Origin of the sequence: Pseudosulfitobacter sp. DSM 107133, from assembly GCF_022788695.1 — a bacterium.
Taxonomy (GTDB): domain Bacteria; phylum Pseudomonadota; class Alphaproteobacteria; order Rhodobacterales; family Rhodobacteraceae; genus Pseudosulfitobacter.
In genome coordinates, this window is sequence record NZ_CP085154.1 from 1,987,611 (window position 1) to 2,010,767 (window position 23,157).

Here is a 23,157-nt window from a genome sequence, read left to right on the forward strand (position 1 = left end):
GAAAAACGCGGCCCCCTTGATCAGGGGCCGCGCGAACGGGTTTATTTCAAAAGTTCGGTCCAGATCGCCGTGTACAGTTTGGACGCCGAAGGCGGGCAGGTGCGCGCGATATAGGCGGCGCCTTTCAGCTCTTCGGGAACCACCACTTCGGGTGCTGTCTTCATGTCTTCGGGCAAAAACGCTTCTGAACCTGCAATGCCGTTGGCGTAACGGGCAAACGACGACAGCATCGCTGCGTTTTCAGGGTCCATAATGAAGTTCAGGAAGATCTTGGCGTTATCGACGTTTTGCGCGTCGGCCAGGATCGCCGCATTGTCCATCCAGACCGGAAAGCCTTCTTGCGGATAACCGAATGCAATGTCCGGATTGTCAACGCGCGAACGGAATGACGCGCCGTTCCAGTTCACCCCGGCGGCCAGGTCGCCCTTGGCGAATTTTTCGATGTTACCATAGTCCATCGACACCCAGAACGGTTTGGCCGCTTGCAGAACATCGCGGACTTTCATCAGCGTTTCCTTGTCGTCGGTACATTGTTCGCCGCCGACATAGTGGATCGCCATGCCCATCACGTCGTTCATTTCAGGCACCACGTTGATCTTGCCCTTGAGCTCTTCGGGCGGATCAAAGATCACGGCGGCGGTGTTGATGTCTCCACCATAAACTGCGGTGTTCACGGTAACCCCCACGGTGCCCCATTGCCATGGCACGGTATAGTTGCGGCCCGGATCAAATTCGACATCAACCCACTGCGGGTCCATGTTCTTGAAGTTCTCCATCTCGTTGGGCTTGGATTCCATCAGCAGACCTTCCTGGATGAAGATCGGCACATAAGTCCCTGATGGCACGACAATATCAAAACCGTGACCGCCGGCCTTGATCTTGGCCAGCGCTGTGTCGTTGCTGTCGTAATCGGTGATTGTAACCTTGATACCGGTCTCGGCTTCGAACTTTTTGATCATTTCGGGGCTGGTGTAGTTGCCCCAGTTGTAGATGTTCAGCTCACCATCGGCCAAAGCCGGACTGCTGATCGCCATCACGGCGGCAATGCTTGTCAGTGTCTTTCTCATTTTCAGACTCCCAGTTGTTATTATGGTTCAGGTCTTGAGTTTGCTGAGCGCGGTAAAGGCGACAACCATGGTCACCGAGATCCCCAGCAGGACGGTCGAGATCGCGTTGACCTCGGGCGTTACGATGCGGCGCAGTTGCCCCAGCATATAGGTGGGCAGCGTATCCTGGCCGGCGGATTTCACAAATTCTGTAATCACCACGTCATCCAGACTGATCACAAAGGCCAGCATCGCCCCCGCAAGGATACCGGGCCACAATTGGGGCAGGGTGATGCGGGTAAAGACGCGAAACGGCGGCGCATAGAGATCGGCCGCCGCCTGTTCCAGCGCCAGATCCATCCCCGTCAGACGCGCGCGGATCGGCATATAGGCGAAAGGAATACAAAAGGCGGTGTGCGCAATGACCAGATACATCAGACCGGTGTAGCCCGTGGCCACCTTGATCATCGCAAAGAAAATCAGCAGCGCAACGGCAGTGACAATCTCGGGGACCATCAGCGGTTGGTTGATCATTGCAAAGACCGCCGACTGGCCTTTGAACCGTGGGGTGCGGGTGGTGGCCAGGGCGGCCAGAACCGCCAGTGTTGTCGAAATGCCCGACGCCCAGAAGGCGATTATCAGACTGCGCACCGTGGCCTCCTGGACCTGTTCATTGGCCCAGGCGGACACATACCAGCGCCACGAGAACCCTTCCCAGATGGCGATGGAGGTGCCTGCATTGAACGAATAGATCACCAACAGGATGATCGGCATATACAGCAGTACAAAGGTAACTGTCGCGATGGATCTAAAGCCCGGCATCCGTTGAATTTCAAAGCGCTTAGCCATGATGCGTCTCCTCGCTTCCGACGCTGCGCACATAGGCCATCAGCGCCACCATCACGATGGCCAGCAATGTGATCGACAGCGCCGCACCCAATGGCCAGTTGCGCCCCTGCCCGAATTGCAATTCGATCAGGTTGCCGATCATCAACTGGTTGCCGCCGCCCATGACCCGCGGTGTGACATAGGCGCCAAGCGAGGGCACGAAAACCAGAATGGATCCGGCTATCACTCCCGGTTTGACCAGCGGCAGGATGATGCGTCCCAGCACCTTCATGCGCGTTGCATACAGATCGTAACCCGCTTCAACCAAAGAGAAATCCAGCCGTTCCATCGAGGCATACAGTGGCAGTACCATCAGCGGCAGATAGACATAGATCATGCCCACAAGGATCGAGAATTCGGTGAACAGCATCTGGATCGGCTGGTCTATAATGCCTGTCCACATCAGCAAGGTGTTGATCGTGCCTTCGTTGCGGATCAGTTCTACCACCGCAAAGGTGCGGATCAGAATGTTGGTCCAGAACGGGATGATAATCAGCAACATCCACAGGTCACGCTGTTTCTTGGGGCGTGTGGCGATGAAATAGGCGGTGGGAAAGCCGAATATGATGCAGCCCACGGTGGTCATCAGTGACAGTTTGACCGACCGCCAGAAGATCGACAAATGCGCATCGGACCAGCTGAGCGTGTCATCAAAAATATCGCGCTGCATGAACACGTTGAACCATGCATCGCCCGAGGGCTGCCAGACCACGCCACCATAGTCACCAGGCGTCAGCACCGAATAAATCAGCGTGATCAGCAGCGGGCCCGACGCTGCAAACAGCAGCACCAGCAAGGCCGGCGCCAACAGCATCCAGCGCACACGCGACGCACGTTTTTGCGCTTCGGTGGCGGTGCGCGGTGCGGGGGGTGCAAGCTCTGCCATGCTCAGTCCCTCAGAACCTGACCAACACCGGGTGCGAACTGCACGCCGATCCGGTCGCCGGTGGTAAAGCCTGCCGCTTCGTCGGGGCGGTTCTGGCGTCGCACGACAAATCCGGTGCCGTCATCCAGCGCCACATGGTAATGGGTGTCGGTGCCGAAATAGACGATCTCGGCCAGCCTGCCGGGCAACAGCCCGTCGGCCTCGGGGCCGATGCTGGCATGTTCGGGGCGCACAGCCAGCGTGACCTTGCCCTGCATGGCCTCACCCTCGGGCATCTTGGCGACGACCGTCTTGCCCGACGACAGGGTGACCTGCGCATCCGTACCGTTGTTTGCGGCGACTTCGGCGGGGACAAAGTTGGTATCGCCAATGAAATCGGCAACAAAGCGTTCGGTCGGATGGTCATAGATTTCACGCGGCCCGCCGATCTGGCGGATGGTGCCCGCACTCATCACCGCGATGCGATCAGACATGGTCAGCGCTTCTTCCTGATCGTGGGTGACAAAGATAAAGGTAATGCCGGTTTCCATCTGCAAGCGTTTCAATTCCAGCTGCATGTCCTTGCGCAGCTTGAAATCCAGTGCGCTGAGCGGTTCGTCCAGCAACAGCACCTTGGGGCGCGGGGCCAGCGCACGGGCCAGTGCCACGCGTTGCTGTTGACCACCCGAAATCTGACCCGTCTGGCGGTCGGCCATTTCGGTCATCTTCACCAGTTCCATCATTTCGCCGACGGTCCGCTTGATTTCGGACCTGGGTTTTCCCAACATCTCAAGGCCAAAGCCGATGTTTTGCGCCACCGTCATATGCGGAAACAAAGCATAGCTTTGAAACACTGTGTTCACGGGCCGCTTGTAGGGAGGTTGGTGCGTCAGGTCCGCACCGTGCATCGTCAGGCTGCCAGAGGTCGGATGTTCAAACCCTGCGATCAAGCGCAGCAACGTGGTCTTGCCGCACCCGGATGGCCCCAGAAGGGTGAAAAATTCGTTGTGCACAATGTCGATACTGGCGTCGGCCAGCGCGACGACATCCGGCGATCCAGAGTATACTTTGCGTAGATTGCGCGCACTAATCGCTGCGGTCACAGGCAGTGTCTCCCTTGGGTATTACGGGTCTGTAGCGCCCGTTTTGATCATAACCGAGAGGTCGAGAGTCGGATCCGCATCACCAATTTTACGCAAATATCCAATTTTTTAAGTGTGATACATATCCAGCAGACGACAATTCAGATTAATTTGATCAAATGTTAGGACGGATTTTCCGTTTCTGCAACGATAGTATGCAACGCGCAGCGAAAATTTGGCACCCCCGAAAATTCTGCCCGTTTAAAGCGCATCTTTCCCCGCGCCGGTTACACCTGAATGGCAACAGGACGGTCGATTTCGTCCGGGGCAGTGTCGCAGCCGGTTGGCCAAACCTTCCGCGCACGGGCAACTCTTAGAAATTTTGTGAAACCGCAAATAGGGTTAAGTGACTGTTCACCCATCCGCGTCATAACCGCAAGAGGCAGGCAATCGCCGCCAATGTCTGCGTGTGAACAACAAATCGGATGCTAAAGACCATGCGCCTTTCTGTAAAATTGCCTTTGGCCATCGTTTTGATGGGGCTTGCAGCGACCACTTTGATGGGTGTTTTCGCCTTCAGAGAGGCGCGCTCGGCGTTGATCGCCGAAGGGGAGGATCGCATAAGGCTGGCAACAGCAGCACGGCGCCAGGAGGTTTCCGAATGGTTCGACGCAGCGCTTTCGGACATAGCATTTCAATCGACCAGCCCGAATGTGGTCAATGCCTTACGCTCGTTTGATGGCGCCTGGGCCGCTTTGGGCGATGACGCCGACACATACCTGCGCGACGTTTTTATTGTGCAAAACCCGGCGGAAGCGACGCAACGGGATACGCTGATATATCCCAAGGATAGATCGGCATATTCCCGCAATCACAAGAAATATCACGAATTTTTCCAGTCCATCGCGCATAAGAACGGGTTCGAGGACGTCTATCTTTTGGATCGCGACGGTCGTGTTCTGTACAGTGTGTTCAAACTGGATGACTTTGCTCAGGTCACACCACCATCAGCACTCGGCGATGCGCTGGATCGAGCAATTGCTGTGCCAGAGGGCAGTGCGGTTCTGTTGCCCTTTCAACCCTATCCGGCGGGCGCAGCATCGTCTGCCATGTTTGCCAGCGTTGTCCGGGACGGTGGCGGGTCGCCCATCGGGGCAATCGCATACCGGGTAAGTGATGAACGGCTGTCGACCATTCTGAACCGTTCGGCAGTCTTGGGGGCAGGCACGGTTACCTATCTGATTGCGCCAGACCAGACCATACAGGTCAAGTTGGGGGCGGATACACCCCTGGCCGATCCGAACAGCCTGCACGCCGACAGATCATTGGAACGCAGCGGCGCGCCCAATGCCGAATTGCTGGTCTCGCATGAAACAATCGACGTTGCGGGGCAGCCATGGCAGGTCATCTCGCAAACGCCGCTGGTCGATTTGATCGCAACTGCCAACCAACTGCGCACAATCATGGTCCAGCAGGGGGCTATCGGGATGTTTTTCCTGGCATTATGCGGGCTGCTTGTCGCACGTTCGATGGTACGCCCGCTGGCCCAGGTACGCGACAGTATGGCGACAATCGGAACCGGTGCATATGACGTTGACGTACCTGTCAGAACCCGCCGCGACGAAATTGGTGCAATCGCCCAAACACTGGACGAATTCCGCCTGTCCCTGCTACAGGCCGAAGCAACACGCCGCGACATCGCCGTAAAGAATGCCGCGCTCGAGGCCAGTTCGGCCGCGTTGATGATCGTTGAAACGGACGGCACGATTGCGGGCATGACACCGTCAGCTGTACGTCTGTTTCAGGGCTTGCAGGTCGAATTTATCGCGGCCTGCCCGGATCTGGACCCGAACGCATTGATAGGTATTCCCCTAAACGATTTGTCATTCATACCGCAAACGACACTGGATCATATACAGCTGTCTGAGCAGTTTCCGCTGACCGCGGAAGCGACGCTCGGGAATGAACATCTGGGGATCAAAATCAATGCAATAGGCACGGGCAATGGTGAAAATCACGGTTGGGTCATCGAATGGACTCTGATCACCGAGACCCGACGAAAATCGGCATTGCTCGACACGATCGAACGCCATCAGTTGCAAGCAGAGTTTTCCCCCCTCGGACAACTTGAGCGCAGCAACGACCTGTTTGATGCAGCTGTGAAACAGGCACGCGCCGGTGCGCAATGGCAGGATTTGATCCAAAGCGCCGAAGGGTTGGAGTGGTCGCACCTGTTGCGCGGCAATCGCTGGTCGGGCCAGATGACATTCTGTGCCCCCGACGGAACGCAAACCGTTGTGGACGGCAGCCTGACACCGGTATCCGACCGTGAGGGCAACGTTCTGACGCTTGCCTTGTTGGGCAATGACGTGACCCGTTCGGCCGCAGAACTACAATCTGCCGAAGCAAAACGCCAGGATATGCAGGTGGCACAGGCACGCGTGGTTGATACATTGCGCAAGGCAATGGCCCAGTTGCGCGACGGCAACCTGACAGTCACCCTGAACGAACCGTTCAGTGCCGAATACGAACAGCTGCGACAGGATTTCAACCGTGCAACCCGCCAGCTGGGCGCTGCGTTGCGTGAAGTGTCGGACAGCAGCGTTCTTATGCGGGCGGGATCGGATGACATTGCCGCCGCTTCGGCGAACCTGTCAGGGCGCGCAGAAAGCCAGGCACGGGCATTGCGCGAAACCGCCAGCGCTTTGGATCGCATGACGGAAAGTGTTCAGACCGCGGCGCAAAGCGCCGACACTGCCAGTCAGATCGTGGCCCAAACCCGTGCAGAAGCCGAGCAGAACACCGCAGCACTTGCAGATGCCGAAGAGGCAATGACAGCCATCCTGAATTCCAGTTCGGAAATCGCCCATATTATCTCGGTCATCGACGATATTGCCTTTCAAACCAATCTGCTGGCGCTGAACGCGGGCGTTGAAGCCGCGCGTGCTGGGGAAGCGGGGCGCGGCTTTGCCGTTGTGGCCTCCGAAGTACGCGCACTGGCCCAACGCAGCGCCGAGGCGGCTTCGCAAATCAACGGACTGATTGCGCAATCCGGTGATCAGGTTCGCAATGGTGTCGACAGATTTCGCCAGACAGGCGCAGCACTTACAAAAATTGCCAATTCCGTCACCGAGATGAGCGACCAGGTCGATGCCATCGCCCGCTCCAGCAAGTCACAGTCGGACGGGTTGGGGGGGATCAACGAAACGCTCAGCGGTATCGACGCAGCGACACAGGAAAACGTGGCAATGTTTGAACAAACCACGGCTGCAAGTCAGTCATTATTGACGCGATCCGAAGCGTTGCTGCACACACTGGCACTGTTCGAAACACCGCAGGCTGCGGTGCACGAAGACCTGAAAACAAAGCAGGCGGGTTGACGAAATGAGGCATCTGCACGGCAGGAGATCAAAATTGACCCGTGACGACAGGTTGGGGGATATGCAATGACCGAAACCCGTATGCATATTACCCAAGGACAGCACGCTGCATCGACTGACCCGAACGTCGTAATAACAACGTTGCTCGGGTCTTGTGTCGCATGTTGCCTTTGGGACCCTGAGGCAAAAGTCGGGGGAATGAACCACATGTTGCTTACTGTGCGCCGCGACGCAGATCTGACCGACAACCTTGTTGGCGTCAATGCGATGGAGGTTTTGATCAATGAACTGATCAAAGCTGGCGCACGGCGTGAATCGCTTCGTGCCAAAGCCTTTGGTGGCGCACGCATGGTTGATGGATTATCGGACATTGGTGAATCCAATGCCCAGTTCACGCTTGAATTCCTCGCCCGCGAAGGCATCGTCTGCGACGGACATTCATTCGGCGGAACAAATGCGCGCAACGTTCGCTTCTGGCCTGCGACCGGCAGAGTGCTGCAACGGATTTCCAGCGACCGCATTGTCGAGCCCAAGCCAATAGTTCCGGCGCATCAAGAGGGTAATGATCTGGAGTTGTTCTGAAAATAGCCGACACCGCAGAAGTAAGGCTTTTTCCTTCTGCGCGGAAATCTGTGTCTTCGTGTGTTGACCTGCCATGGCCCATCTATCGGGTGATGTATGGCCCCTCGGGCAGCGCCAAGGCGTCCGGCACATCCTGCTTCAATCGCTTGCGTGGTTTGATCTTGATCCGAAGGTTCAGTTCCAATGCGCTGTGGAGTCCAATAGACGCGTTTATGGTGCAACTCCGACAGGGCTGTTGGATCGCTCGGGCATTCAAACCAACGGCACGCCTCCCGTCACGGGCATGTCCAAAGGATAGAAAGGCCTCCACCACAGACTCTTTTTCTTCAAGTCATGCATCCAAGAATAAAGCTGCTGCCACGTAATCTCGGGGCACTGTGCCACCTGTGTCACCGTCGCCCCAACCGACATGATAATCTGGACCTTGTCATCAACGCGCCAGAATCGCCGCCGCTTCAGGCCAAGAATCTCACTACGCATCGCAGACCCCGCAAAAGACATGGCGTGACCGACGTCTTTCGAGATGTATATTAGATCATCGCCCACCGTCAGGCAGGCGGTGCCAATGGGGTGGTTACGCCATTCTTGTATCCTTTCAAAGATAGGGGAATTGCCTGGCTAACTTTCAGATTTTCCAGGGTTATTTCACTTTGGCAGCAGACAAAGCCCCATTCACCACCGCCAATCCGCGCTGCCGAGGTGCCGGCGGCGAGGTCGATCGCCACGTCCCCGACGATCAGCCGCAGTTTGCCACTTGGTTGCGGGGAAGGTTCCGGTGCTTGCGGAGGTTCCGGATCGCACAACACCAGCGGCGCGAAGGTCGTCGGTTCAGTCGCCATCCCGACGGCGGGCGGGACCAGCTTGCGCTGCTTGGCCAGACATCGCCACGCAGAAAGCTGGTTCGGCTTCACTCCGTAACGCCCAGCTACGGCGTTGACGGTTGCCCCCGGTTCCAGAGACTCCGCGACGGCCTGCGCCTTTACGGCCTCCGGCCATCGCCGGTGCCCGCTCTCGAAAACCTCAACCCCGAGCGATCTGAGAAAAGCAGTCTGAGCATCATTGCGAAACGCACTCCCATCATAAGATGGGTACCACCTCGCTGCTCGCGCCGGCGCGAGCAATGTGTGGCTCGGACACCGCTAACGCACTTTCTTCGACTTCCGGTATTGAACGAAACGACCGGCAGTTTAACACCTGCGGTTAATGTTTCCCATCAGGTCGAATGCGCAGCCCAGGTTCAGACCAACAAAATCTCAGAACAAATCCAATGCACCCGCATTTCCATGTTGAACATTTGAATGTGCTTGATCATCAATCAGACGCCGTGTGCTTTCAAGACGCACTGTGTCACCTAAAGAACTCTTATTGAGTTCTGGCTCGCGAAACCGTCTGACCAGCTCTGAAATATCCATCAACGACTGGTGCAAATAGTCCAGCTTTTGCATTCCCGTCAGAAAGTCGGCTTCGGTCATATCCAGATGTTTGAAATGGGCACCAATCAACAGCTCGACTTGCCGCACTTGGGCGGCAAGTTCAGCCAGATGCGCGCCTGTGCGAACGGTCAATGGAATGTCCACGGTATTATTGCTCATAGCGGTCCTACAACAGTTTCGATGCACCGTTTTAAGTCAATGGGTTCGAACGGCTTTTTAAGGTAATTGTTCATACCCAACTTGCGGCCATGATCAATGATCTGTTGCTCTGCGCGCCCGGTGATCAGAATAAAGCCGATTTTCTGTGTCGCAGGCTGGCTGCGCAGGTGATGCAAGAAATTCAAGCCATCCATATTGGGCATATTGTAATCGGAAATTACCAGATGGACAGGAGTGCGTTGCAACTGAACCAATGCAGCGGCACCATCATCTGAGGTATAGACCGTCTGAATTCCAAAACCGTCCAAGGCCTGAGTGATCAGACCGCGGCTGGTGGACATATCGTCGACGACCATGATCCGGATTTGGTCACGAAGAGCCATTTGTTTTCCCCTGTTTGTCGTAAGTGCTTGATGTGCTGGATTTCTGAGATTGTGATTTGGAATATGTCGTCGGTCCCGAGATAACAAAGCCAACAGCATCTGGATTGCCCACCCGTTCGGAGTGACCAAGGAACAACCGACCTTGGGGTGCCAAAGCAGCATGAAATCGCGGCCAAAGCGACTCTTGCGTTGGCCCATCAAAGTAGATGACGACATTGCGACAAAAAATGGCATCAAAAACGTGACTCATGGGCCAGGCGTTCATCAGGTTCAGTTCTTTGAAACGTATCAGGTGCCGGACCGTATCGATCATTTTATGGGCCGGCTGTCCCTTGACTAAAGTCGGTTCCATAAAGCGCGTTCGCAAGTTCTCAGGTATGCCTTCGATCATCCGATCCGGGTAAATTGCTGCACGCGCAAAAGAAATAACCTTTGGATCAATATCTGTGGCCAGAATGCGAAAATCTGCATTTAACAAACTGGGATCTCGGTCCAGCAAATGCATCACAATCGAAAATGCCTCTTGTCCGTTGGAACAACCTGCAGACCAAATTCGGAACCGTCCGCCGCGTTTAATCTGTGATTGCGCCAAGGGCAAAATTTCATCCGCGAGTATTTCAAAGTGGTGCGGTTCACGAAAAAAATGCGACACATTCGTTGTCAGTGCCGAAATCATCATACGCCGCTCACTGGCGCCAGCATCCGAACGAACCAGCGCCAGATATGCTTCGAATGTTGTGAGTCCCGTCTCTCTCAGACGGAAACGCAGGCGCGACTGCACCATGCGCGCTTTTTCCGGGGCAAGGATCAGGCCCGCCGCGTGGTATGACACTTGATGAAGCGCTTCGAGGGTTGCCAACGACAGCTCGACCTCAGTGTCATCTTCAGGCAACATCATGCTGCATCGCTTTGTAGCGTCGGCACAATTTCGGACAACTCAAGAACACGGATCATCCGGTCATCCAGTAGTGTAAGTGCTTTGATAACACCCGGGCCACCGGCCGATGCAGCGTCCGGCGGAGGTTGCAGGTCGCTTGAAGTCAATGCAATGATATCCGACACTGCATCGACCAAGAGGCCGGTCATCGTTTCCTCGAATTTGACCACTATGATAACATTGCGGTCCGTATGCTCGCGGGGTGGCAAACCCAGCCGTTCGGCCAGATCCATGACAGGCAACACCGTGCCACGCAGGTTAATGACACCCTTCATATAGCTGGGCGCATGTGGCAGGGGGGTGGTACGGGTCCAGCCACGGATTTCGCGGACACACATGATGTCGAGCGAATATTCCTGGTCGCTCAACCGAAAGGTCAAGAGTTCAACGGGCGTGCTGGATTTTATGTCACTCATGATGTCATTTCCATCAGGTTAGGGGCAGGGGCCATGGTGCTGCCCTGTGCCTGTGCGATGATGTCGGAAGGATCCAGGATCAGGGCGATCTGTCCGTCTCCGAGGATTGTGGCCGCGGCGATCCCCGGGGCCCGGTAAAAACTTTCGTCCAGACCTTTGATAACAACCTGACGCTGGTCCTGAATTTCATCGACGATCAGCGCCGCACGACTGCCAGCCTCGTCAGCGATCAACAGTAACCGCCCCATTGCTACCGCAGTGATTTAGCTTTGATGCGTGTCACCAGATCGGTGTCATCCACGAAGTTATCAAGGAACTCATGCCATGTTTTGTTGGTGATGCGAGCGGCGCGGATCATTTCCTTCAACTCTTCGATCCCGTCATCGGTCAGTGCGGTGATTGTTTCGTCGGGTCCGACGTAGATGCTGACGATGTTTCCATAGGTCAGGTTGTCGTCGTTGTAGATGATCGCTTCAAGAAGTTCGGCATCCTCACCCAACATTCTGGCGACGTAATCGATAGTGCAAACATGGGTCACCGCAGCCATCAGGCGGCCTTTGATTGTGCAGTTGCCAGCGGCACCCAATTCCACGGCAGCAGTTCATCCAGCCGGTTGATCTTGTGATCGTGGATACGGTCGAAGATGTCAGCCAGATAGGCCAGCGGGTCAAGGCCGTTGAGCTTGGCCGTTTCGATGATGGTCATAGCGCGGGCCAAGGTTTCCGCACCGGTATCTGCCCCTGCAAATAACCAATTCTTACGTCCAATTCCAATCGGTCGCAGGGCACGTTCAGCAGGGTTGTTGTCGATGGCCACACGTCCATCGGTCAGAAATAGGCTGAAGGCCTCCTGTCGACTGAGGCCGTAGCGGAAGGCTTTGGCCAGGTCGCTTTTACCCGGGATGCGCAGAAGCTGTTGTTCGGACCAGACAAAGAAGGCCTCGACTTGTGGGCGGCTGAGCTTTTGACGCGTCGCATAACGGACGTCAGCGGGCTGACCGTTGATGTCTCGTTCAATATCGTAGAACTTGCCGATCCGGTCGAGTGCCTCGCGGGCGATCTCGGACTTGGTCGAGGCCCAAAAATCGTGGAAGTCTCGGCGCAGGTGAGCCCAACAGGCCGCCTCGCGTAAACGCCGCGTGCCATCGGGGTCAGGCTCATAGAGCTTGGCATAACCCTTGTAGCCGTCAGCCTGAAGGATGCCGCGGGCGTTGGCCAGATGGCCGAGAACATGCTCTTCCTTCCAGTCTGGCGCAAAGCGATAGACAGCACCCGGTGGCGATGCCCCCGCCCAAGGGCGTTGATCGCGCACATAGGCCCAGATCCGGCCTTGTTTAACCCCTTTGCCAAGCCCCTTGTCGCGCAAAGAGCGATCCAGCACCCGGATGGGTGTGTCGTCCGCATGCAGCAGGTCGCTGGCCATGATGTCAGCCTCGATCCGCTCGATCAGCGGCGACAGGGTTTTCATGGCGCGGCCACACCAGCCTACCAGCGTGCTTTCGGGAATGTCTGCCCCCATTCGCGCGAAGATCTCGTGTTGGCGATATAACGGAAGGTGGTCGTCAAACTTCGAGACCAGCACATGTGCGAGCAGGTTCGGCCCTGCCATGCTGCCCGGGATCGGACGGCTGGGGGCCGGTTCCTGCACCATCCGCTCACAACGGCGACAGGATTTCTTGATCCGGGCGATCTGGATCACCTTCATCTGGGCGGCGATCATGTCCAGCAATTCGCTGACATCCTCGCCTACCACGCGCAGGTCGCCGCCGCAGTCAGGGCAGCAGGTGCCGGGGTCCAGTTCACGACGCTCGCGCGGGGTCGTATCCGAAACCCGTGGTCGGCGGCGCAAAGCGGGCGCATCAGCAGTGTCTGGTGACGGTTCATCCTGCCCTTCGTCGATGGGGGCTTCATCGCCTTCAGCCACCGCGACCAATAAATCTTCCAGCGCCAGTTCCAACTGTTCGATCTCGCGCTCGATCTTTTCCGAGGATTTGCCAAAGGCCAGTTTCTGCAACTTGGCGATCCGCAGGCGAAGCGCCTGAACCAGCTGGTCATGAACCCGCAACGTAGCCGATATCTTGGCATTCTCCGCTTGCAAAGCCGCGATCATCGCCTTCAACACAGCGGGGTCATCGGGGAGGTTTTCGGCGTGTTTCGACATGCGCCTGACTACCAAAAGTCAGGTTAAAACGCCATATAAATAACGTGAATCCTAGCGCACAATCACCCCACGCGCGCCGGCGGAGCACCCCAATCGGGACGCCGCCAGTCGATCCCTTCCCACAACATCGCAAGCTGCGCCGAGGTCAGCCGCATCGCCCCATCCTGGGCATTTGGCCAAGGGAAACGGCCTCGTTCGAGCACCTTGTAATAGAGGCAAAACCCTTGCCCATCCCAGAACAGAAGCTTGATCCGGTCACCCCGACGGCCTCGAAACGCAAACACCGCCCCACTGGTAGGCTTTTGTCGCAACACGTCCTGGGTCAGCGCCGCCAGCCCTGCGATCCCCTTGCGCATATCCGTGACACCGCAGGCCAGATACACACGCACACCGGTGCCCGGGCCGATCATGCCCCTTCCACCGCGCGGATCAGGCCCGACAGCGCAGCCGGATCGACCGTGCTTTCAAAATGCAAACTGCGCCCGCCACGCAGGCGCAATTCAACAGCAACTGGAGGCGGCAGTTCAGCGACCGGTGCCTGCGCCACCGGCACCCCTGCAGTCACGGGCATGTCCAACGGCAAGAAAAGCGCCCCGGCATCGGGCGACCACAAGCCTTTTTTCTTCAGTTCATGTCGCCACGCGTAAATCTGTTGTCGCTTAATCTCATGGCGCTGCGCAACCTGCGTCACGCTCGCCCCGGCAATCCCAACCGACCCGACAATCTCAAGCTTGTCGTCGTCATGCCAAAAGCGTCGCCGCTCCGCCCCAAGAATTTCGCCACGCATTCCAGACCCCGCATAAGAGACGTCGCTAATGACGTCTTTAACGACGTCTCTTAGATCATCGCCCCAGCCTCAGGCAGGCGGTGCCAATGGCGCGGTTACGATCAACAGAACGACGGCATCAAGATAGCTTTCCTGAGCAGACCGATATCCCAGCTCGACACCCAGATCGAAAAGCGAGACAAATTCGCCGCGTACGCGCACTACATTGAGGCCCGGGCGGGTTTGTTCCAGATTCTCATTGTCGATCGTCAATGTCTCGATGACCAGATTCAGCGGCAACACCATGGTTTCGCCGGCCACCTGCACAACCATTCCGTCCAGTACCGCCAATGTCAGCGGCAACGAGATCGAAAACGTCGTGCCCTCGCCCGGGGTTGACGTAATGGTGATCCGCCCACCCAGAGATTGGATGGCATTGCGCACCACATCCATACCGACGCCGCGCCCCGAAAGATCGGACACTTCTTTGGCTGTCGAAAAACCGGGCAGGAACAAGAGGTTGTCAATCTCGACATCCGAAAGCGACGCGTCTGGGGCAATCAACCCCTTTTCGGTGGCAATCTGCTGGACCCTCGGCCGGTTAATGCCACCGCCGTCATCCGAAACTTCGATGATCACACGACCGGACCGGTGTGCGGCTGTCAACTTTACAATACCCTGATCCGGTTTGCCCGCTGCGCGGCGCTCTTCCGTACTTTCCAGACCATGATCGACAGCGTTGCGGATCATGTGCGTCAGCGGATCGGCCAGACGTTCGATAACCGTTTTGTCAACTTCGGTGGTGTCACCCTCGGTCACGAGACGCACATCCTTGCGCACAGCAGCGGAACATTCGCGGATGATACGCGACATACGTTGGAAAAGGGATTTGACCGGCTGGGCGCGGATCATCATCACGCTGTCTTGAATATCGCGGGTCAAACGCTGGAACTCTTCAAGACCGTTCATTGCGTCGGAATGGGGTGACAATCCTGCAGATTCAAGACTTTGTGAGAGCATGGCCTGATTGATCACCAGTTCGCCCACCAGATTCACCAAGCGCTCAATCCGGTCCAGATCAACGCGTACAACCGATTTTGCAGGCGTCTGAGGTGGGGTTTTGGTTTTCGTCGGTGCGGAGACGTCTGGCTCCTTGGACACCTCTGGCAGCAACGGCTCTGGATCAACAATCACGGTCTGTGCGGGGGCCGGATCGGGCAGGGAGGCGCGCTCGGGAACAGGATCTATTGCATCGAATACTGGATTTTCAGTTTCAGCTTCCCCCTTCGTTGGCGCGTCGATGGTAAGAACACACAGACCTTCGACAAATTCGAAAACAGATTTGATTTCAGCCTCTTGCACATTTGCGCTCAGTACGATGTTCCAAGACAGATAACCGGCTTCGGGCGCAAACTCGGCCAGTTGGGGCACCTGTGTGCTGACACATGTCACTTCGCAGGGACCAAGCTCTGCCAGCGCGCGCAGGATCATGAAAGGTTCGTTGCCTGTCTCATACAATTCGGCATCGGGGGCGAAATGGATGACGAATTGTTTGGGTTCGATGGCGGGAATTTCCGGCAAGCCAAGATCCAGCGAGAGGCCCATGGGTTGAAAATCAATCTCCGCCTCGGCGACCTCTTCAACTCCGGCATCGCCCAACAGCGCGTCCAGTTCGGCCAAAATCGCAGCCCCTTCGGCCTCGGGCAGCACACCCTCATCTCGTGATTCCCGTACCAGGTCCGACAGGTGATCGGCGGCGCGAAAGAACAGCTTGATCGCCTCGCTATCCGCCACCAATGTATTGCTGCGCACCCCGTCCAGCACGGTTTCATAACGGTGGGCAAAGCGCACCAGCCCTTCCAGCCCAAAGGCGCCGGCCCCCCCTTTTATCGAATGGACCGCGCGAAAGACGATATTGATGGTTTCAAGATCGCCTGTCTCTTCGGACATGGTTTCAAGGCCGTCTTGCAAAGACTCCAGCAACTCTTCGCATTCGATAAAGAACGAGGCTTTGATTTCAGCCATAGGGTCGGGTGCGGACATCGTGCAGTCTCCTATCCTGCAACCATTTGCAGTGCTTTGATCAGTTTTGCGGGATCAAACGGTTTGACGATCCAGCCCGTTGCACCGGCGGTGCGGGCACGCGCCTTTAGCTCGGGTGCGGCTTCGGTGGTCAGCACCAGAATGGGCGTGGCGCGGTGTTTGTCCTGACCACGCACCGCATCAATAAAACCGAAACCGTCCATGCGGGGCATGTTGATGTCGGTGATGATCGCATCCGGTGCGATGCCGTTTAGCACTTCGACGCCGTGCACTCCGTCGTCGGCTGTGGTCACGGTAAATCCCGCAGGTTCCAGCGCCAGCCGGATCATATCGCGCATTGTACGGCTGTCATCTACAGCAAGAATTTTCAGGGTCATTGCGCGGCCTCGGTGATTTTTTCGGGGGTCATGCCCATCCAGTGCAATTGTTCCAGCCCCTTGTCCGTGACGTTGGTCAACTGAACGCGATCCCCCATCGACTTGGTCAAGGCGATGACCATTTGCAGGCCCAATGCGCCGAAATGTATGACGTTGCCAGCATCCAACACCAACGGCTCGGTGTCCGGTGCCGATTTCAACGCGGATAGAACATCAGGCACACTGGACAGATCCAGCCGCGGTGGCAGCACGATGGGATCAGCCATTCGGCAATCCTTTCGAAATGGGGAAGGGGTGCAACATCACAGTCTCCACAAGCCTCGTCAGCAGTTTCATCTGTCTAACGGATGCTTCGTTAAGAACGGGTTACGCTGTGTGGATGTATGCGGACAGTCGTTCGCAAACTGTCGTGTGATGGTCAAAAACGCGTGTCATGCCACGGGCTTTGACCGGCTTTTCAACGCGGCAGCCCAAGACGAAAAACCCCGGTGCGCAGAACACACCGGGGACAAATCTGTAGAATTCAGAGTGCTTTAACCGCGCCGGCGACGCCCACCCGAACGGCCATCGCGGCCACGGCCTTCCTGGCCTGCCTTGGGGGCCACTTTGTTAAAGCGGATCCAGTCCGTGCCATGGGGGTCATTGTCGGTCAGGAAGTTGGCGGCGCGAATGGCTTCCATTTCCTTGCCCGCACGCGGCAGGGTCGATCCCAGACCGAACATCTGAACGAAAGTCTCGTCGTCCATCTCGTCGGGTACAATGATCCCGGCTGCGGCGGCTTCGGCACGCTTCTCGGCAATTTTCGACGCGCCAATCGGCAGGCCGACAGGGTTCATGATGGCGCTGGTCATGCCGGCCGCCATTGCCATCGGCAGAAAGGCATTGTTGATACCGTGACGGTTGGGCAGGCCAAAGCTGATGTTGGACGCACCGCAAGTGGTGTTCACGCCCAATTCGTCGCGCAGACGGCGCACAAGGGTAAAGACCTGCAAGCCCGCTGTCGCCATCGCGCCAATCGGCATCACCAGCGGGTCGACAACGATGTCATGCGCCGGAATGCCGAAATCGGCGGCCCGCTGAACGATTTTCTTGGCCACTTCGAACCGCACATCGGGGTCTTCGGAAATGCCGGTGTCATCGTTCGAGATTGCCACAACAGGCACGTTGTATTTCTTGACCAGCGGCAGAACCAGTTCCAGACGCTCTTCCTCGCCGGTGACCGAGTTCAGCAGCGGGCGGCCTTCGGCAGCGGCCAGACCGTTTTCCAACGCACCGGGCACCGAGCTGTCAATACACAGGGGCACATCGACAATCGCCTGAACCCGCTCGACCAGGGCCTTCATCAGCATCGGCTCGACAAAGTTGTTGTCCGCATAGCGGGGGTCTTCGGCCATCTTGTTGGAAAACACAGCACCCGAGTTCACGTCCAGAATGTTCGCACCTGCCGCAACCTGCGCCAGCGCGTCGGCTTCGACACGGCTGAAATCGTCGCGCTCCAGCTCCTCGGCCAGGATCTTGCGGCCCGTGGGGTTGATACGTTCCCCGATCACGCAGAACGGTTGGTCAAAGCCGATGATCGCGGTTTTGGTTTTGGATTCAACAATAGTGCGTGTCATGGATTATGGTCCTTCAGGAATTGGCCGGTTGGGCAGCTGCGCCGCCGTTTTCGATGGCCCAATGCGCGTTGGTCTTGATACCGCCCAGTGGGAAGAAATGTACGTTGGTGACGTTAAAGTCGGGGTTGGCTGCCTTGTGCGCGGCCAGTTGCGAAATCACGTCGGTTGGTTCGAAAGGCAGCAACAGCTTGGTCACGTCCTTGGCCCGACGCTGTAGCACACGCAAAGACGCACCAACACCACAAGCAACCGCAAATTTGATCATGGTCTGCAATTTCGCAGGGCCCGCGATTCCGATGTGAACCGGCAAGTCGATGCCTGCGGCCTTGATGCCGTCGGCCCAATCGATGATCGGCTGCGCTTCAAAGGCGAACTGGGTGGCCAGCGCCATCTTGGCGTCGGTCCGGTTCGAGAAATCCTGTTTCCAGCGCAGCGCATCGGCGACGTTGACACCACGGCCATCGGGGTCGATGTCCTTGTTGCCCTCGGGGTGGCCGGCAACGTGCAGGCGCTCGAAACCCGCCTTGTCGAACGCACCGGTTTCCATCAGCTGCATCGAGCTGTCGAAATCCCCGTGCGGCGTGGCCACACCACCGGCCAGCAGCAGCGCCTGTTTCACGTCTGCCTCACCCTGATAGCGGGCAATCCAGTCTTCCAGCATGGTGCGGTTGTGGATGATACGCGCGGGAAAATGGGGCATGACCGGAAAGCCGTCGGCATTCAGACGTTTGGCGGTGGCCACCATGTCTTCGATCGGGGTGCCTTCGATGTGGGCAATATAAACGCGGGTCCCTGCGGGCAGCAGGGCGCGGAAATCTTCAACCTTTTCGGCGGTGCGTGGCATCACCTCAATCGAATAGCCTTGCATAAAGGCTTCGACTTCGGGCGAGATGCAGCCCGCAACAGGACCTACGGGAGATTTCTTGAAACTGAGAAGTGCCATGACAGGGAACCTTGTACAAAGGGAATGGACGGGCGGTCAGGCCCAGCCTTCGTTGTCGATCAGCGCCTTGATCCGCGCGGTGTCGTATTCGGTGTCGAGCCGGGTGGCCTCGGCTTCGGCGATCTGGTCGGGGTCGCCGTCCATCTCGTAGGTAGGGGCCTTGCGCCATTCGGCCAGATAGGCGTCGGCGTCCTTGGCATTCACCTTCATCGCTGCACGGTCGATGGCCTGTTCGAACCGTTCCGGCAACTGGCGTTTGGAACCGCGACGGCCTTTGCCCACGATTACCTGCGCCGGTATATCCCGCCAGTATACGATTGTCACATCAGGCATCTCTGATTCCCCGTTCACGATTTTGCCCTGTCTAAGGCACGCGTCCAGATCCTCGGTGGCGTTTTTCGACCGAAAGCAATCTGTCAGCGACCCTTTGCTATGCGATGCGGGATTGCAGGGCCAGTGGCAGGGCGGCCCAAAGCGCTCATCATCATTATGCATGGTTCCGATGCACGCCATGTCACAAAGGCGGCCTTGCACGGGATGCAGCAAACGCCTATCGTTTCCCCAACTCGTTATGAAAGGCGCATCCCATGGCGCCAAAGCGTCCCAAAGGTGCGGGCGCGCTCGAACAACCGGCTCTGAGCCCCGTGCCTCAGTCTGGATCAGGTGAGCTTTATGCCGCGCTCGATCTGGGCACGAACAGTTGTCGCATGCTGATTGCTCAACCCAAGGGGACGGGCTTTCAGGTGATCGACAGTTTCTCCAAATCCGTCCAGTTGGGCGCGGGTCTGGAGCGCACCGGGCGTTTGTCGCGCGGATCCATGGCGCGCACCATCCAGGCATTGCGAATCTGCCAGCAAAAGCTGCGCCAGCACAAGGTGCGGCGGATGAAACTGGTCGCCACGGAAGCCTGTCGGCGCGCGACCAATTCCCATGAATTCATCCAGCGGGTGCAACGTGAAACCGGTCTGCGTCTGGAAATCATCCAGCCCGAGGAAGAAGCCCGTCTGGCGGTGATTTCCTGCGCGCCGCTGGTCAGCCGCAAGACCCAGAACCTGCTGGTTGTCGACATCGGCGGCGGCTCGACCGAACTGGTCTGGATCGACATTTCCAAAGTGCCCAAACACGACCGCCCGCAAGCGATCATGCGCTTGCACAGCGGTTTCAATACAGCCGCAGTCAAGAACGTGGCGCAGGCGCGCGTTGTCGACTGGATCAGCGTGCCCCTGGGCGTTGCGACCCTGCGCGACCAGTTCAGCGACGTCGAGGACGATGCCGCCCGTTTTGCGCTGATGAGTTGGTTCTTTGAAGAAAACCTTGCCGATTTTGCGCCCTACCACGACACCAAAGTGCACGAGAAGTTCCAGATTGTCGGGACATCCGGCACCGTGACGACCGTGGCGGCGTCGCATCTGGGGCTAAAGCGCTATGACCGTACGCGGGTGGACGGATTGCGCATGTCGTCGGTGCAGATCGACAAGGTGATCCGCAGCTATCTGGACATGGGGCCGGGCGGGCGGCGGGCCGATCCGCGCATCGGACAGGACCGGCAGGCGCTGATCATGTCGGGCGCTGCCATCTTGCAGGCGCTGATGCGGTGCTGGCCCACAGACCGGCTGAGCGTGGCCGACCGTGGCCTGCGCGAAGGGTTGCTATATGCCCAGATGAGCGCCGACGGTGTGCTGGGTGAAGGCGTGCTTTAGGGGGCTGTCTGCCCCCCGGCCTGCGGCCTTCCCCCCGAGGATTTCTTGTACCAGAGAAGGCGGAATGTGTACCATCGCTTGAAGCGGTGCGTCCAAGCGCGTATCTGGTCGGCAACGAAAGGCGGATTTCCGTGGCAAAAACACCTGATGGCAAGAACACCTCTGGACGCGGGCAGCGCGAGCTGACCGTCAAGGTCAAGACCGCGCGCGGGCGTTCGCTGAGCTCGACACGCTGGTTGCAGCGCCAGTTGAACGACCCTTACGTCAAACGCGCGCAGGCCGAAGGCTATCGCGGGCGCGCGGCGTTCAAGATCATGGAGCTGGATGACAAGTACCGCTTTCTTGTGCCCGGTGCGCGCGTGGTCGATCTGGGAGCCGCGCCGGGGGGCTGGTGTCAGGTGGCGGTCAAGCGGGTCAATGCGCTGAACGAACGCTCGGGCAAGAAGGTCGGGACCATTCTGGGGGTCGATCTGCAGGAAATGGAACCCATCGCCGGCTGCGAGTTGCATGTGCTGGATTTCATGGCGGATGACGCCGACATTCAGGTCAAGGAATGGCTGGGTGGCAAGGCCGATGTGGTGATGTCGGACATGGCGGCCTCAAGCTCGGGACACAAGCAAACCGACCACTTGCGTATCATCGCGCTGTGCGAAGCGGCGGCTTATTTCGCCTTTGATGTGCTGGAAGAGGGCGGCACCTTTGTTGCCAAGGTTCTGGCGGGGGGCGCCGAGGGCGATCTGCAAAAACTGCTCAAGCAACGTTTTGACAAGGTCGCCAATATCAAGCCGCCTGCATCACGGTCGGACAGTTCGGAAAAATTTGTGGTCGCAAGCGGGTTTCGCGGCTGAACGCTGCGTTTGCGGTCAATTGCGGCGCGCGAAGGACTGGCGGGCGATGGCTTTGATCTGCTCGGCCTCGTCTGCGCTGATCTGGCGAATGGAAAAGCCTTTGACCCGCGCAACTGTTGTTTTTGCGCGATTTTCCTGACGCATCAGCTCGAACAGCCGGAGGTGCCGGGGAATCTTGGGCTGAATCGCATAGGTCATGCACAGGGTCCTTCGCTATCGCCGGGCCAATGCGGCGCGGTTTTCGGGTGTGCACCGTCTGTGCCCGTATTTTGTGGCACCGGTACGGCGGTATTGGGGCGCGAATGGGGAAACAGATACAATTGAAACCAGTTTTCCGGCCGCCGCGCAGCCTGGGTAACACTGGATTCACCTCATTATATTACGAGCGTCGGGACAGTTTATCAAAGGAGACTTCCCATGATCAAATGCCTGACGACGGCGACATGTGCCCTGGGCTTGCTTGCCGCGCCTTTGGCCGCGGACGAAGCGGGGGATGCCATGTCGCACTATGCCGCCGAAAAAGCGGCGGAATGGCTGCAATCCGATGCCGTAATTGCCGCGATCAACAGCCAGAACGCGCGCACCGCAGACCTGTCGGCGGAAGAAATTGACGGTCTGGACAAAAACTGGCGCGCACAGGTGGGGCAGGTGGACGCACCGCTGATCTCTTCTGTCATGGGCAATCCGCTGTCGGTCTATCTTACGAACCATGTGGCAGAGGCGGGCGGGCTGATCACCGAAATGTTTGTGATGGATGCGCAAGGGTTGAATGTCGCGGCAAGCTCGGTGACCTCGGATTATTGGCAAGGGGACGAAGCCAAGTTCCAGCAGACCTTTGGCGTCGGGCCGCAAGCCATGCATGTCAGCGAGGTTGAACTGGACGAAAGCACGCAGACCTATCAGGCACAGGTGTCGCTGAGCCTGACAGATCCGGCAACGGGTAACGTGATCGGCGCCGTAACCTTTGGTTTGAACGCGCAGGCTTTTTTCTAAATCACCTTTTCCCGCCGAAAGTCCCCGGGTCTGGCACGCACAGTGGGGGGCAGTCTGGCAAGTTGTGGAGATTGAAATCTCATCCGGGGGCCAGCCCCCGGACCCCCGGGATATTTGGGGCCAAAAGAAGTGATGTTGTCAGGCTGCCGAAGGGGCTTTGACACATCGTGAAAGCGTGCAGATGGGAGAGTGGATAAACCAACTGAAGGAAATCTGACGCGCGCACCTGGGGTGGGCGGTCATATGTGAGCGCAGCCCGTATTGCCCGGCACCCATCAAATGGCACTTATTCAAGTGCCATTCAACTTCTGCATGATGACATCGAGTAATTATCGAGAAGATGCTCATAATTACCTTTTCCTGACAGCGGCTTAGGGTCTGGTCCCGTGGCAATTCTTGCGGAGAGAAAGCAGGGCCAAGAAGATAAGTAAAGCACTGAAAAAATGAGCATTTTTAGTGCAATAATTTAGCGCACCTCTATTTATACCACAGCTTGTTTCCCGCGCAGCCTCGGTCTGGACCTGTCACGGTTTGATGCCG

25 protein-coding genes and 1 pseudogene are annotated in these 23,157 nt (G+C 57.5%); 5 read left to right on the top strand and 21 right to left on the bottom strand.

Features of this window, described 5'->3' with window-relative positions:
- Positions 1 to 41 precede the first annotated feature (41 nt).
- From DSM107133_RS09770 to DSM107133_RS09785, 4 genes are read right to left on the bottom strand one after another with little or no spacing between them, the layout of a single operon-like run.
- Positions 42 to 1,067: an extracellular solute-binding protein gene (locus DSM107133_RS09770; protein ID WP_114292640.1), complete on the bottom strand. Its 1,026-nt coding sequence runs from the start codon at positions 1,065 to 1,067 to the stop codon at positions 42 to 44.
- A 27-nt stretch (positions 1,068 to 1,094) separates the two neighbouring features.
- The gene (locus DSM107133_RS09775; protein WP_114292641.1) at positions 1,095 to 1,895 is read right to left on the bottom strand and encodes an ABC transporter permease; all 801 of its coding nucleotides are present in this window, start codon (positions 1,893 to 1,895) and stop codon (positions 1,095 to 1,097) included.
- Complete coding sequence (locus tag DSM107133_RS09780) at positions 1,888 to 2,820, bottom strand: ABC transporter permease (protein WP_114292642.1); 933 nt, start codon at positions 2,818 to 2,820, stop codon at positions 1,888 to 1,890. Before DSM107133_RS09780 ends, DSM107133_RS09775 begins: the two co-directional genes overlap by 8 nt.
- 2 nt (positions 2,821 to 2,822) lie before the next feature.
- Positions 2,823 to 3,902, bottom strand: coding sequence for an ABC transporter ATP-binding protein (locus DSM107133_RS09785; protein WP_114292643.1), 1,080 nt, complete (start codon positions 3,900 to 3,902; stop codon positions 2,823 to 2,825).
- 539 nt (positions 3,903 to 4,441) lie between these two features.
- Between DSM107133_RS09785 and DSM107133_RS24995 the strand changes: the two genes are divergently transcribed.
- Positions 4,442 to 7,261 (top strand): methyl-accepting chemotaxis protein, encoded by a 2,820-nt coding sequence (locus tag DSM107133_RS24995; RefSeq protein WP_205387776.1) that lies wholly within the window; start codon positions 4,442 to 4,444, stop codon positions 7,259 to 7,261.
- Positions 7,262 to 7,468: 207 nt separating this feature from the next.
- Positions 7,469 to 7,843, top strand: coding sequence for a chemotaxis protein CheD (locus tag DSM107133_RS09800; RefSeq protein ID WP_240310455.1), 375 nt, complete (start codon positions 7,469 to 7,471; stop codon positions 7,841 to 7,843).
- An 875-nt stretch (positions 7,844 to 8,718) separates the two neighbouring features.
- Here DSM107133_RS09800 and DSM107133_RS09805 read toward each other — a convergent pair.
- From DSM107133_RS09805 to DSM107133_RS09880, 16 genes and pseudogenes are all read right to left on the bottom strand, one after another.
- A pseudogene (locus DSM107133_RS09805) lies at positions 8,719 to 8,811 on the bottom strand (transposase); the annotation flags it as partial.
- A gap of 285 nt (positions 8,812 to 9,096) precedes the next feature.
- On the bottom strand, positions 9,097 to 9,435 hold the full coding sequence (locus DSM107133_RS09810; protein WP_114292647.1) for a hypothetical protein: 339 nt from the start codon (positions 9,433 to 9,435) through the stop codon (positions 9,097 to 9,099).
- Positions 9,432 to 9,818, bottom strand: a complete 387-nt coding sequence (locus DSM107133_RS09815; protein WP_114292648.1) for a response regulator — start codon at positions 9,816 to 9,818, stop codon at positions 9,432 to 9,434. The genes DSM107133_RS09810 and DSM107133_RS09815 overlap by 4 nt, the downstream gene beginning before the upstream one ends.
- Positions 9,805 to 10,716: a protein-glutamate O-methyltransferase CheR gene (locus DSM107133_RS09820; protein ID WP_240310456.1), complete on the bottom strand. Its 912-nt coding sequence runs from the start codon at positions 10,714 to 10,716 to the stop codon at positions 9,805 to 9,807. Before DSM107133_RS09820 ends, DSM107133_RS09815 begins: the two co-directional genes overlap by 14 nt.
- The gene (locus tag DSM107133_RS09825; RefSeq protein ID WP_114292649.1) at positions 10,713 to 11,171 is read right to left on the bottom strand and encodes a chemotaxis protein CheW; all 459 of its coding nucleotides are present in this window, start codon (positions 11,169 to 11,171) and stop codon (positions 10,713 to 10,715) included. Before DSM107133_RS09825 ends, DSM107133_RS09820 begins: the two co-directional genes overlap by 4 nt.
- Positions 11,168 to 11,419: a chemotaxis protein CheW gene (locus tag DSM107133_RS09830; protein WP_243253539.1), complete on the bottom strand. Its 252-nt coding sequence runs from the start codon at positions 11,417 to 11,419 to the stop codon at positions 11,168 to 11,170. Before DSM107133_RS09830 ends, DSM107133_RS09825 begins: the two co-directional genes overlap by 4 nt.
- Positions 11,420 to 11,421: 2 nt before the next feature.
- Positions 11,422 to 11,718: a hypothetical protein gene (locus DSM107133_RS09835; RefSeq protein ID WP_114293541.1), complete on the bottom strand. Its 297-nt coding sequence runs from the start codon at positions 11,716 to 11,718 to the stop codon at positions 11,422 to 11,424.
- The gene (locus tag DSM107133_RS09840) at positions 11,718 to 13,331 is read right to left on the bottom strand and encodes an IS66 family transposase (RefSeq protein ID WP_114293542.1); all 1,614 of its coding nucleotides are present in this window, start codon (positions 13,329 to 13,331) and stop codon (positions 11,718 to 11,720) included. The genes DSM107133_RS09835 and DSM107133_RS09840 overlap by 1 nt, the downstream gene beginning before the upstream one ends.
- Positions 13,332 to 13,393: 62 nt before the next feature.
- Positions 13,394 to 13,741, bottom strand: coding sequence for an IS66 family insertion sequence element accessory protein TnpB (tnpB, locus tag DSM107133_RS09845; protein ID WP_108693086.1), 348 nt, complete (start codon positions 13,739 to 13,741; stop codon positions 13,394 to 13,396).
- Complete coding sequence (locus DSM107133_RS09850) at positions 13,738 to 14,118, bottom strand: transposase (protein WP_114293543.1); 381 nt, start codon at positions 14,116 to 14,118, stop codon at positions 13,738 to 13,740. Before DSM107133_RS09850 ends, tnpB begins: the two co-directional genes overlap by 4 nt.
- 69 nt (positions 14,119 to 14,187) lie before the next feature.
- The gene (locus DSM107133_RS09855) at positions 14,188 to 16,140 is read right to left on the bottom strand and encodes a chemotaxis protein CheA (protein WP_240310496.1); all 1,953 of its coding nucleotides are present in this window, start codon (positions 16,138 to 16,140) and stop codon (positions 14,188 to 14,190) included.
- Positions 16,141 to 16,151: 11 nt separating this feature from the next.
- Complete coding sequence (locus DSM107133_RS09860) at positions 16,152 to 16,517, bottom strand: response regulator (RefSeq protein ID WP_114293186.1); 366 nt, start codon at positions 16,515 to 16,517, stop codon at positions 16,152 to 16,154.
- Entirely contained in the window at positions 16,514 to 16,783 is a 270-nt protein-coding gene (locus DSM107133_RS09865; RefSeq protein WP_114293185.1) for an STAS domain-containing protein, read from the bottom strand. The genes DSM107133_RS09860 and DSM107133_RS09865 overlap by 4 nt, the downstream gene beginning before the upstream one ends.
- A gap of 267 nt (positions 16,784 to 17,050) precedes the next feature.
- Positions 17,051 to 18,133 (bottom strand): methyltetrahydrofolate cobalamin methyltransferase, encoded by a 1,083-nt coding sequence (locus DSM107133_RS09870; protein ID WP_114293184.1) that lies wholly within the window; start codon positions 18,131 to 18,133, stop codon positions 17,051 to 17,053.
- Positions 18,134 to 18,146: 13 nt separating this feature from the next.
- A complete protein-coding gene (locus DSM107133_RS09875) occupies positions 18,147 to 19,076 on the bottom strand; it encodes a methylenetetrahydrofolate reductase (protein WP_114293183.1) in 930 nt (309 codons plus the stop codon).
- A 36-nt stretch (positions 19,077 to 19,112) separates the two neighbouring features.
- A complete protein-coding gene (locus tag DSM107133_RS09880; RefSeq protein ID WP_114293188.1) occupies positions 19,113 to 19,409 on the bottom strand; it encodes a virulence factor in 297 nt (98 codons plus the stop codon).
- Positions 19,410 to 19,663: 254 nt separating this feature from the next.
- Here DSM107133_RS09880 and DSM107133_RS09885 point away from each other — a divergent pair, with 254 nt between their 5' ends.
- Together DSM107133_RS09885 and DSM107133_RS09890 are read left to right on the top strand one after the other, a co-directional pair.
- Positions 19,664 to 20,776 (top strand): Ppx/GppA phosphatase family protein, encoded by a 1,113-nt coding sequence (locus DSM107133_RS09885; protein WP_114293182.1) that lies wholly within the window; start codon positions 19,664 to 19,666, stop codon positions 20,774 to 20,776.
- Positions 20,777 to 20,907: 131 nt separating this feature from the next.
- Positions 20,908 to 21,624, top strand: coding sequence for an RlmE family RNA methyltransferase (locus DSM107133_RS09890; protein ID WP_114293181.1), 717 nt, complete (start codon positions 20,908 to 20,910; stop codon positions 21,622 to 21,624).
- Positions 21,625 to 21,639: 15 nt separating this feature from the next.
- Here the strand turns inward: DSM107133_RS09890 and DSM107133_RS09895 are convergent, their stop codons facing one another.
- Positions 21,640 to 21,822, bottom strand: a complete 183-nt coding sequence (locus DSM107133_RS09895) for a hypothetical protein (protein WP_114293180.1) — start codon at positions 21,820 to 21,822, stop codon at positions 21,640 to 21,642.
- Positions 21,823 to 22,041: 219 nt separating this feature from the next.
- Between DSM107133_RS09895 and DSM107133_RS09900 the strand changes: the two genes are divergently transcribed.
- Positions 22,042 to 22,617, top strand: a complete 576-nt coding sequence (locus tag DSM107133_RS09900; protein ID WP_114293179.1) for a hypothetical protein — start codon at positions 22,042 to 22,044, stop codon at positions 22,615 to 22,617.
- The last annotated feature ends 540 nt before the right edge of the window (positions 22,618 to 23,157 follow it).

What these genes read in the sequence shown, in the direction of transcription:
- DSM107133_RS09870 (WP_114293184.1), bottom strand. Translation starts at nt 18,133, where the DNA reads ATGACACGCACTATTGTTGAATCCAAAACCAAAACCGCGATCATCGGC.
- DSM107133_RS09880 (WP_114293188.1), bottom strand. Translation starts at nt 19,409, where the DNA reads ATGCCTGATGTGACAATCGTATACTGGCGGGATATACCGGCGCAGGTA.
- DSM107133_RS09810 (WP_114292647.1), bottom strand. Translation starts at nt 9,435, where the DNA reads ATGAGCAATAATACCGTGGACATTCCATTGACCGTTCGCACAGGCGCG.
- DSM107133_RS09840 (WP_114293542.1), bottom strand. Translation starts at nt 13,331, where the DNA reads ATGTCGAAACACGCCGAAAACCTCCCCGATGACCCCGCTGTGTTGAAG.
- DSM107133_RS09860 (WP_114293186.1), bottom strand. Translation starts at nt 16,517, where the DNA reads ATGACCCTGAAAATTCTTGCTGTAGATGACAGCCGTACAATGCGCGAT.
- DSM107133_RS09830 (WP_243253539.1), bottom strand. Translation starts at nt 11,419, where the DNA reads ATGGGGCGGTTACTGTTGATCGCTGACGAGGCTGGCAGTCGTGCGGCG.
- DSM107133_RS09885 (WP_114293182.1), top strand. Translation starts at nt 19,664, where the DNA reads ATGGCGCCAAAGCGTCCCAAAGGTGCGGGCGCGCTCGAACAACCGGCT.
- DSM107133_RS09895 (WP_114293180.1), bottom strand. Translation starts at nt 21,822, where the DNA reads ATGACCTATGCGATTCAGCCCAAGATTCCCCGGCACCTCCGGCTGTTC.
- tnpB (WP_108693086.1), bottom strand. Translation starts at nt 13,741, where the DNA reads ATGATCGGCCCGGGCACCGGTGTGCGTGTGTATCTGGCCTGCGGTGTC.
- DSM107133_RS24995 (WP_205387776.1), top strand. Translation starts at nt 4,442, where the DNA reads ATGGGTGTTTTCGCCTTCAGAGAGGCGCGCTCGGCGTTGATCGCCGAA.
- DSM107133_RS09800 (WP_240310455.1), top strand. Translation starts at nt 7,469, where the DNA reads ATGTTGCTTACTGTGCGCCGCGACGCAGATCTGACCGACAACCTTGTT.
- DSM107133_RS09825 (WP_114292649.1), bottom strand. Translation starts at nt 11,171, where the DNA reads ATGAGTGACATAAAATCCAGCACGCCCGTTGAACTCTTGACCTTTCGG.
- DSM107133_RS09835 (WP_114293541.1), bottom strand. Translation starts at nt 11,718, where the DNA reads ATGGCTGCGGTGACCCATGTTTGCACTATCGATTACGTCGCCAGAATG.
- DSM107133_RS09770 (WP_114292640.1), bottom strand. Translation starts at nt 1,067, where the DNA reads ATGAGAAAGACACTGACAAGCATTGCCGCCGTGATGGCGATCAGCAGT.
- DSM107133_RS09775 (WP_114292641.1), bottom strand. Translation starts at nt 1,895, where the DNA reads ATGGCTAAGCGCTTTGAAATTCAACGGATGCCGGGCTTTAGATCCATC.
- DSM107133_RS09850 (WP_114293543.1), bottom strand. Translation starts at nt 14,118, where the DNA reads ATGCGTGGCGAAATTCTTGGGGCGGAGCGGCGACGCTTTTGGCATGAC.
- DSM107133_RS09855 (WP_240310496.1), bottom strand. Translation starts at nt 16,140, where the DNA reads ATGTCCGCACCCGACCCTATGGCTGAAATCAAAGCCTCGTTCTTTATC.
- DSM107133_RS09900 (WP_114293179.1), top strand. Translation starts at nt 22,042, where the DNA reads ATGATCAAATGCCTGACGACGGCGACATGTGCCCTGGGCTTGCTTGCC.
- DSM107133_RS09780 (WP_114292642.1), bottom strand. Translation starts at nt 2,820, where the DNA reads ATGGCAGAGCTTGCACCCCCCGCACCGCGCACCGCCACCGAAGCGCAA.
- DSM107133_RS09815 (WP_114292648.1), bottom strand. Translation starts at nt 9,818, where the DNA reads ATGGCTCTTCGTGACCAAATCCGGATCATGGTCGTCGACGATATGTCC.
- DSM107133_RS09820 (WP_240310456.1), bottom strand. Translation starts at nt 10,716, where the DNA reads ATGATGTTGCCTGAAGATGACACTGAGGTCGAGCTGTCGTTGGCAACC.
- DSM107133_RS09875 (WP_114293183.1), bottom strand. Translation starts at nt 19,076, where the DNA reads ATGGCACTTCTCAGTTTCAAGAAATCTCCCGTAGGTCCTGTTGCGGGC.
- DSM107133_RS09865 (WP_114293185.1), bottom strand. Translation starts at nt 16,783, where the DNA reads ATGGCTGATCCCATCGTGCTGCCACCGCGGCTGGATCTGTCCAGTGTG.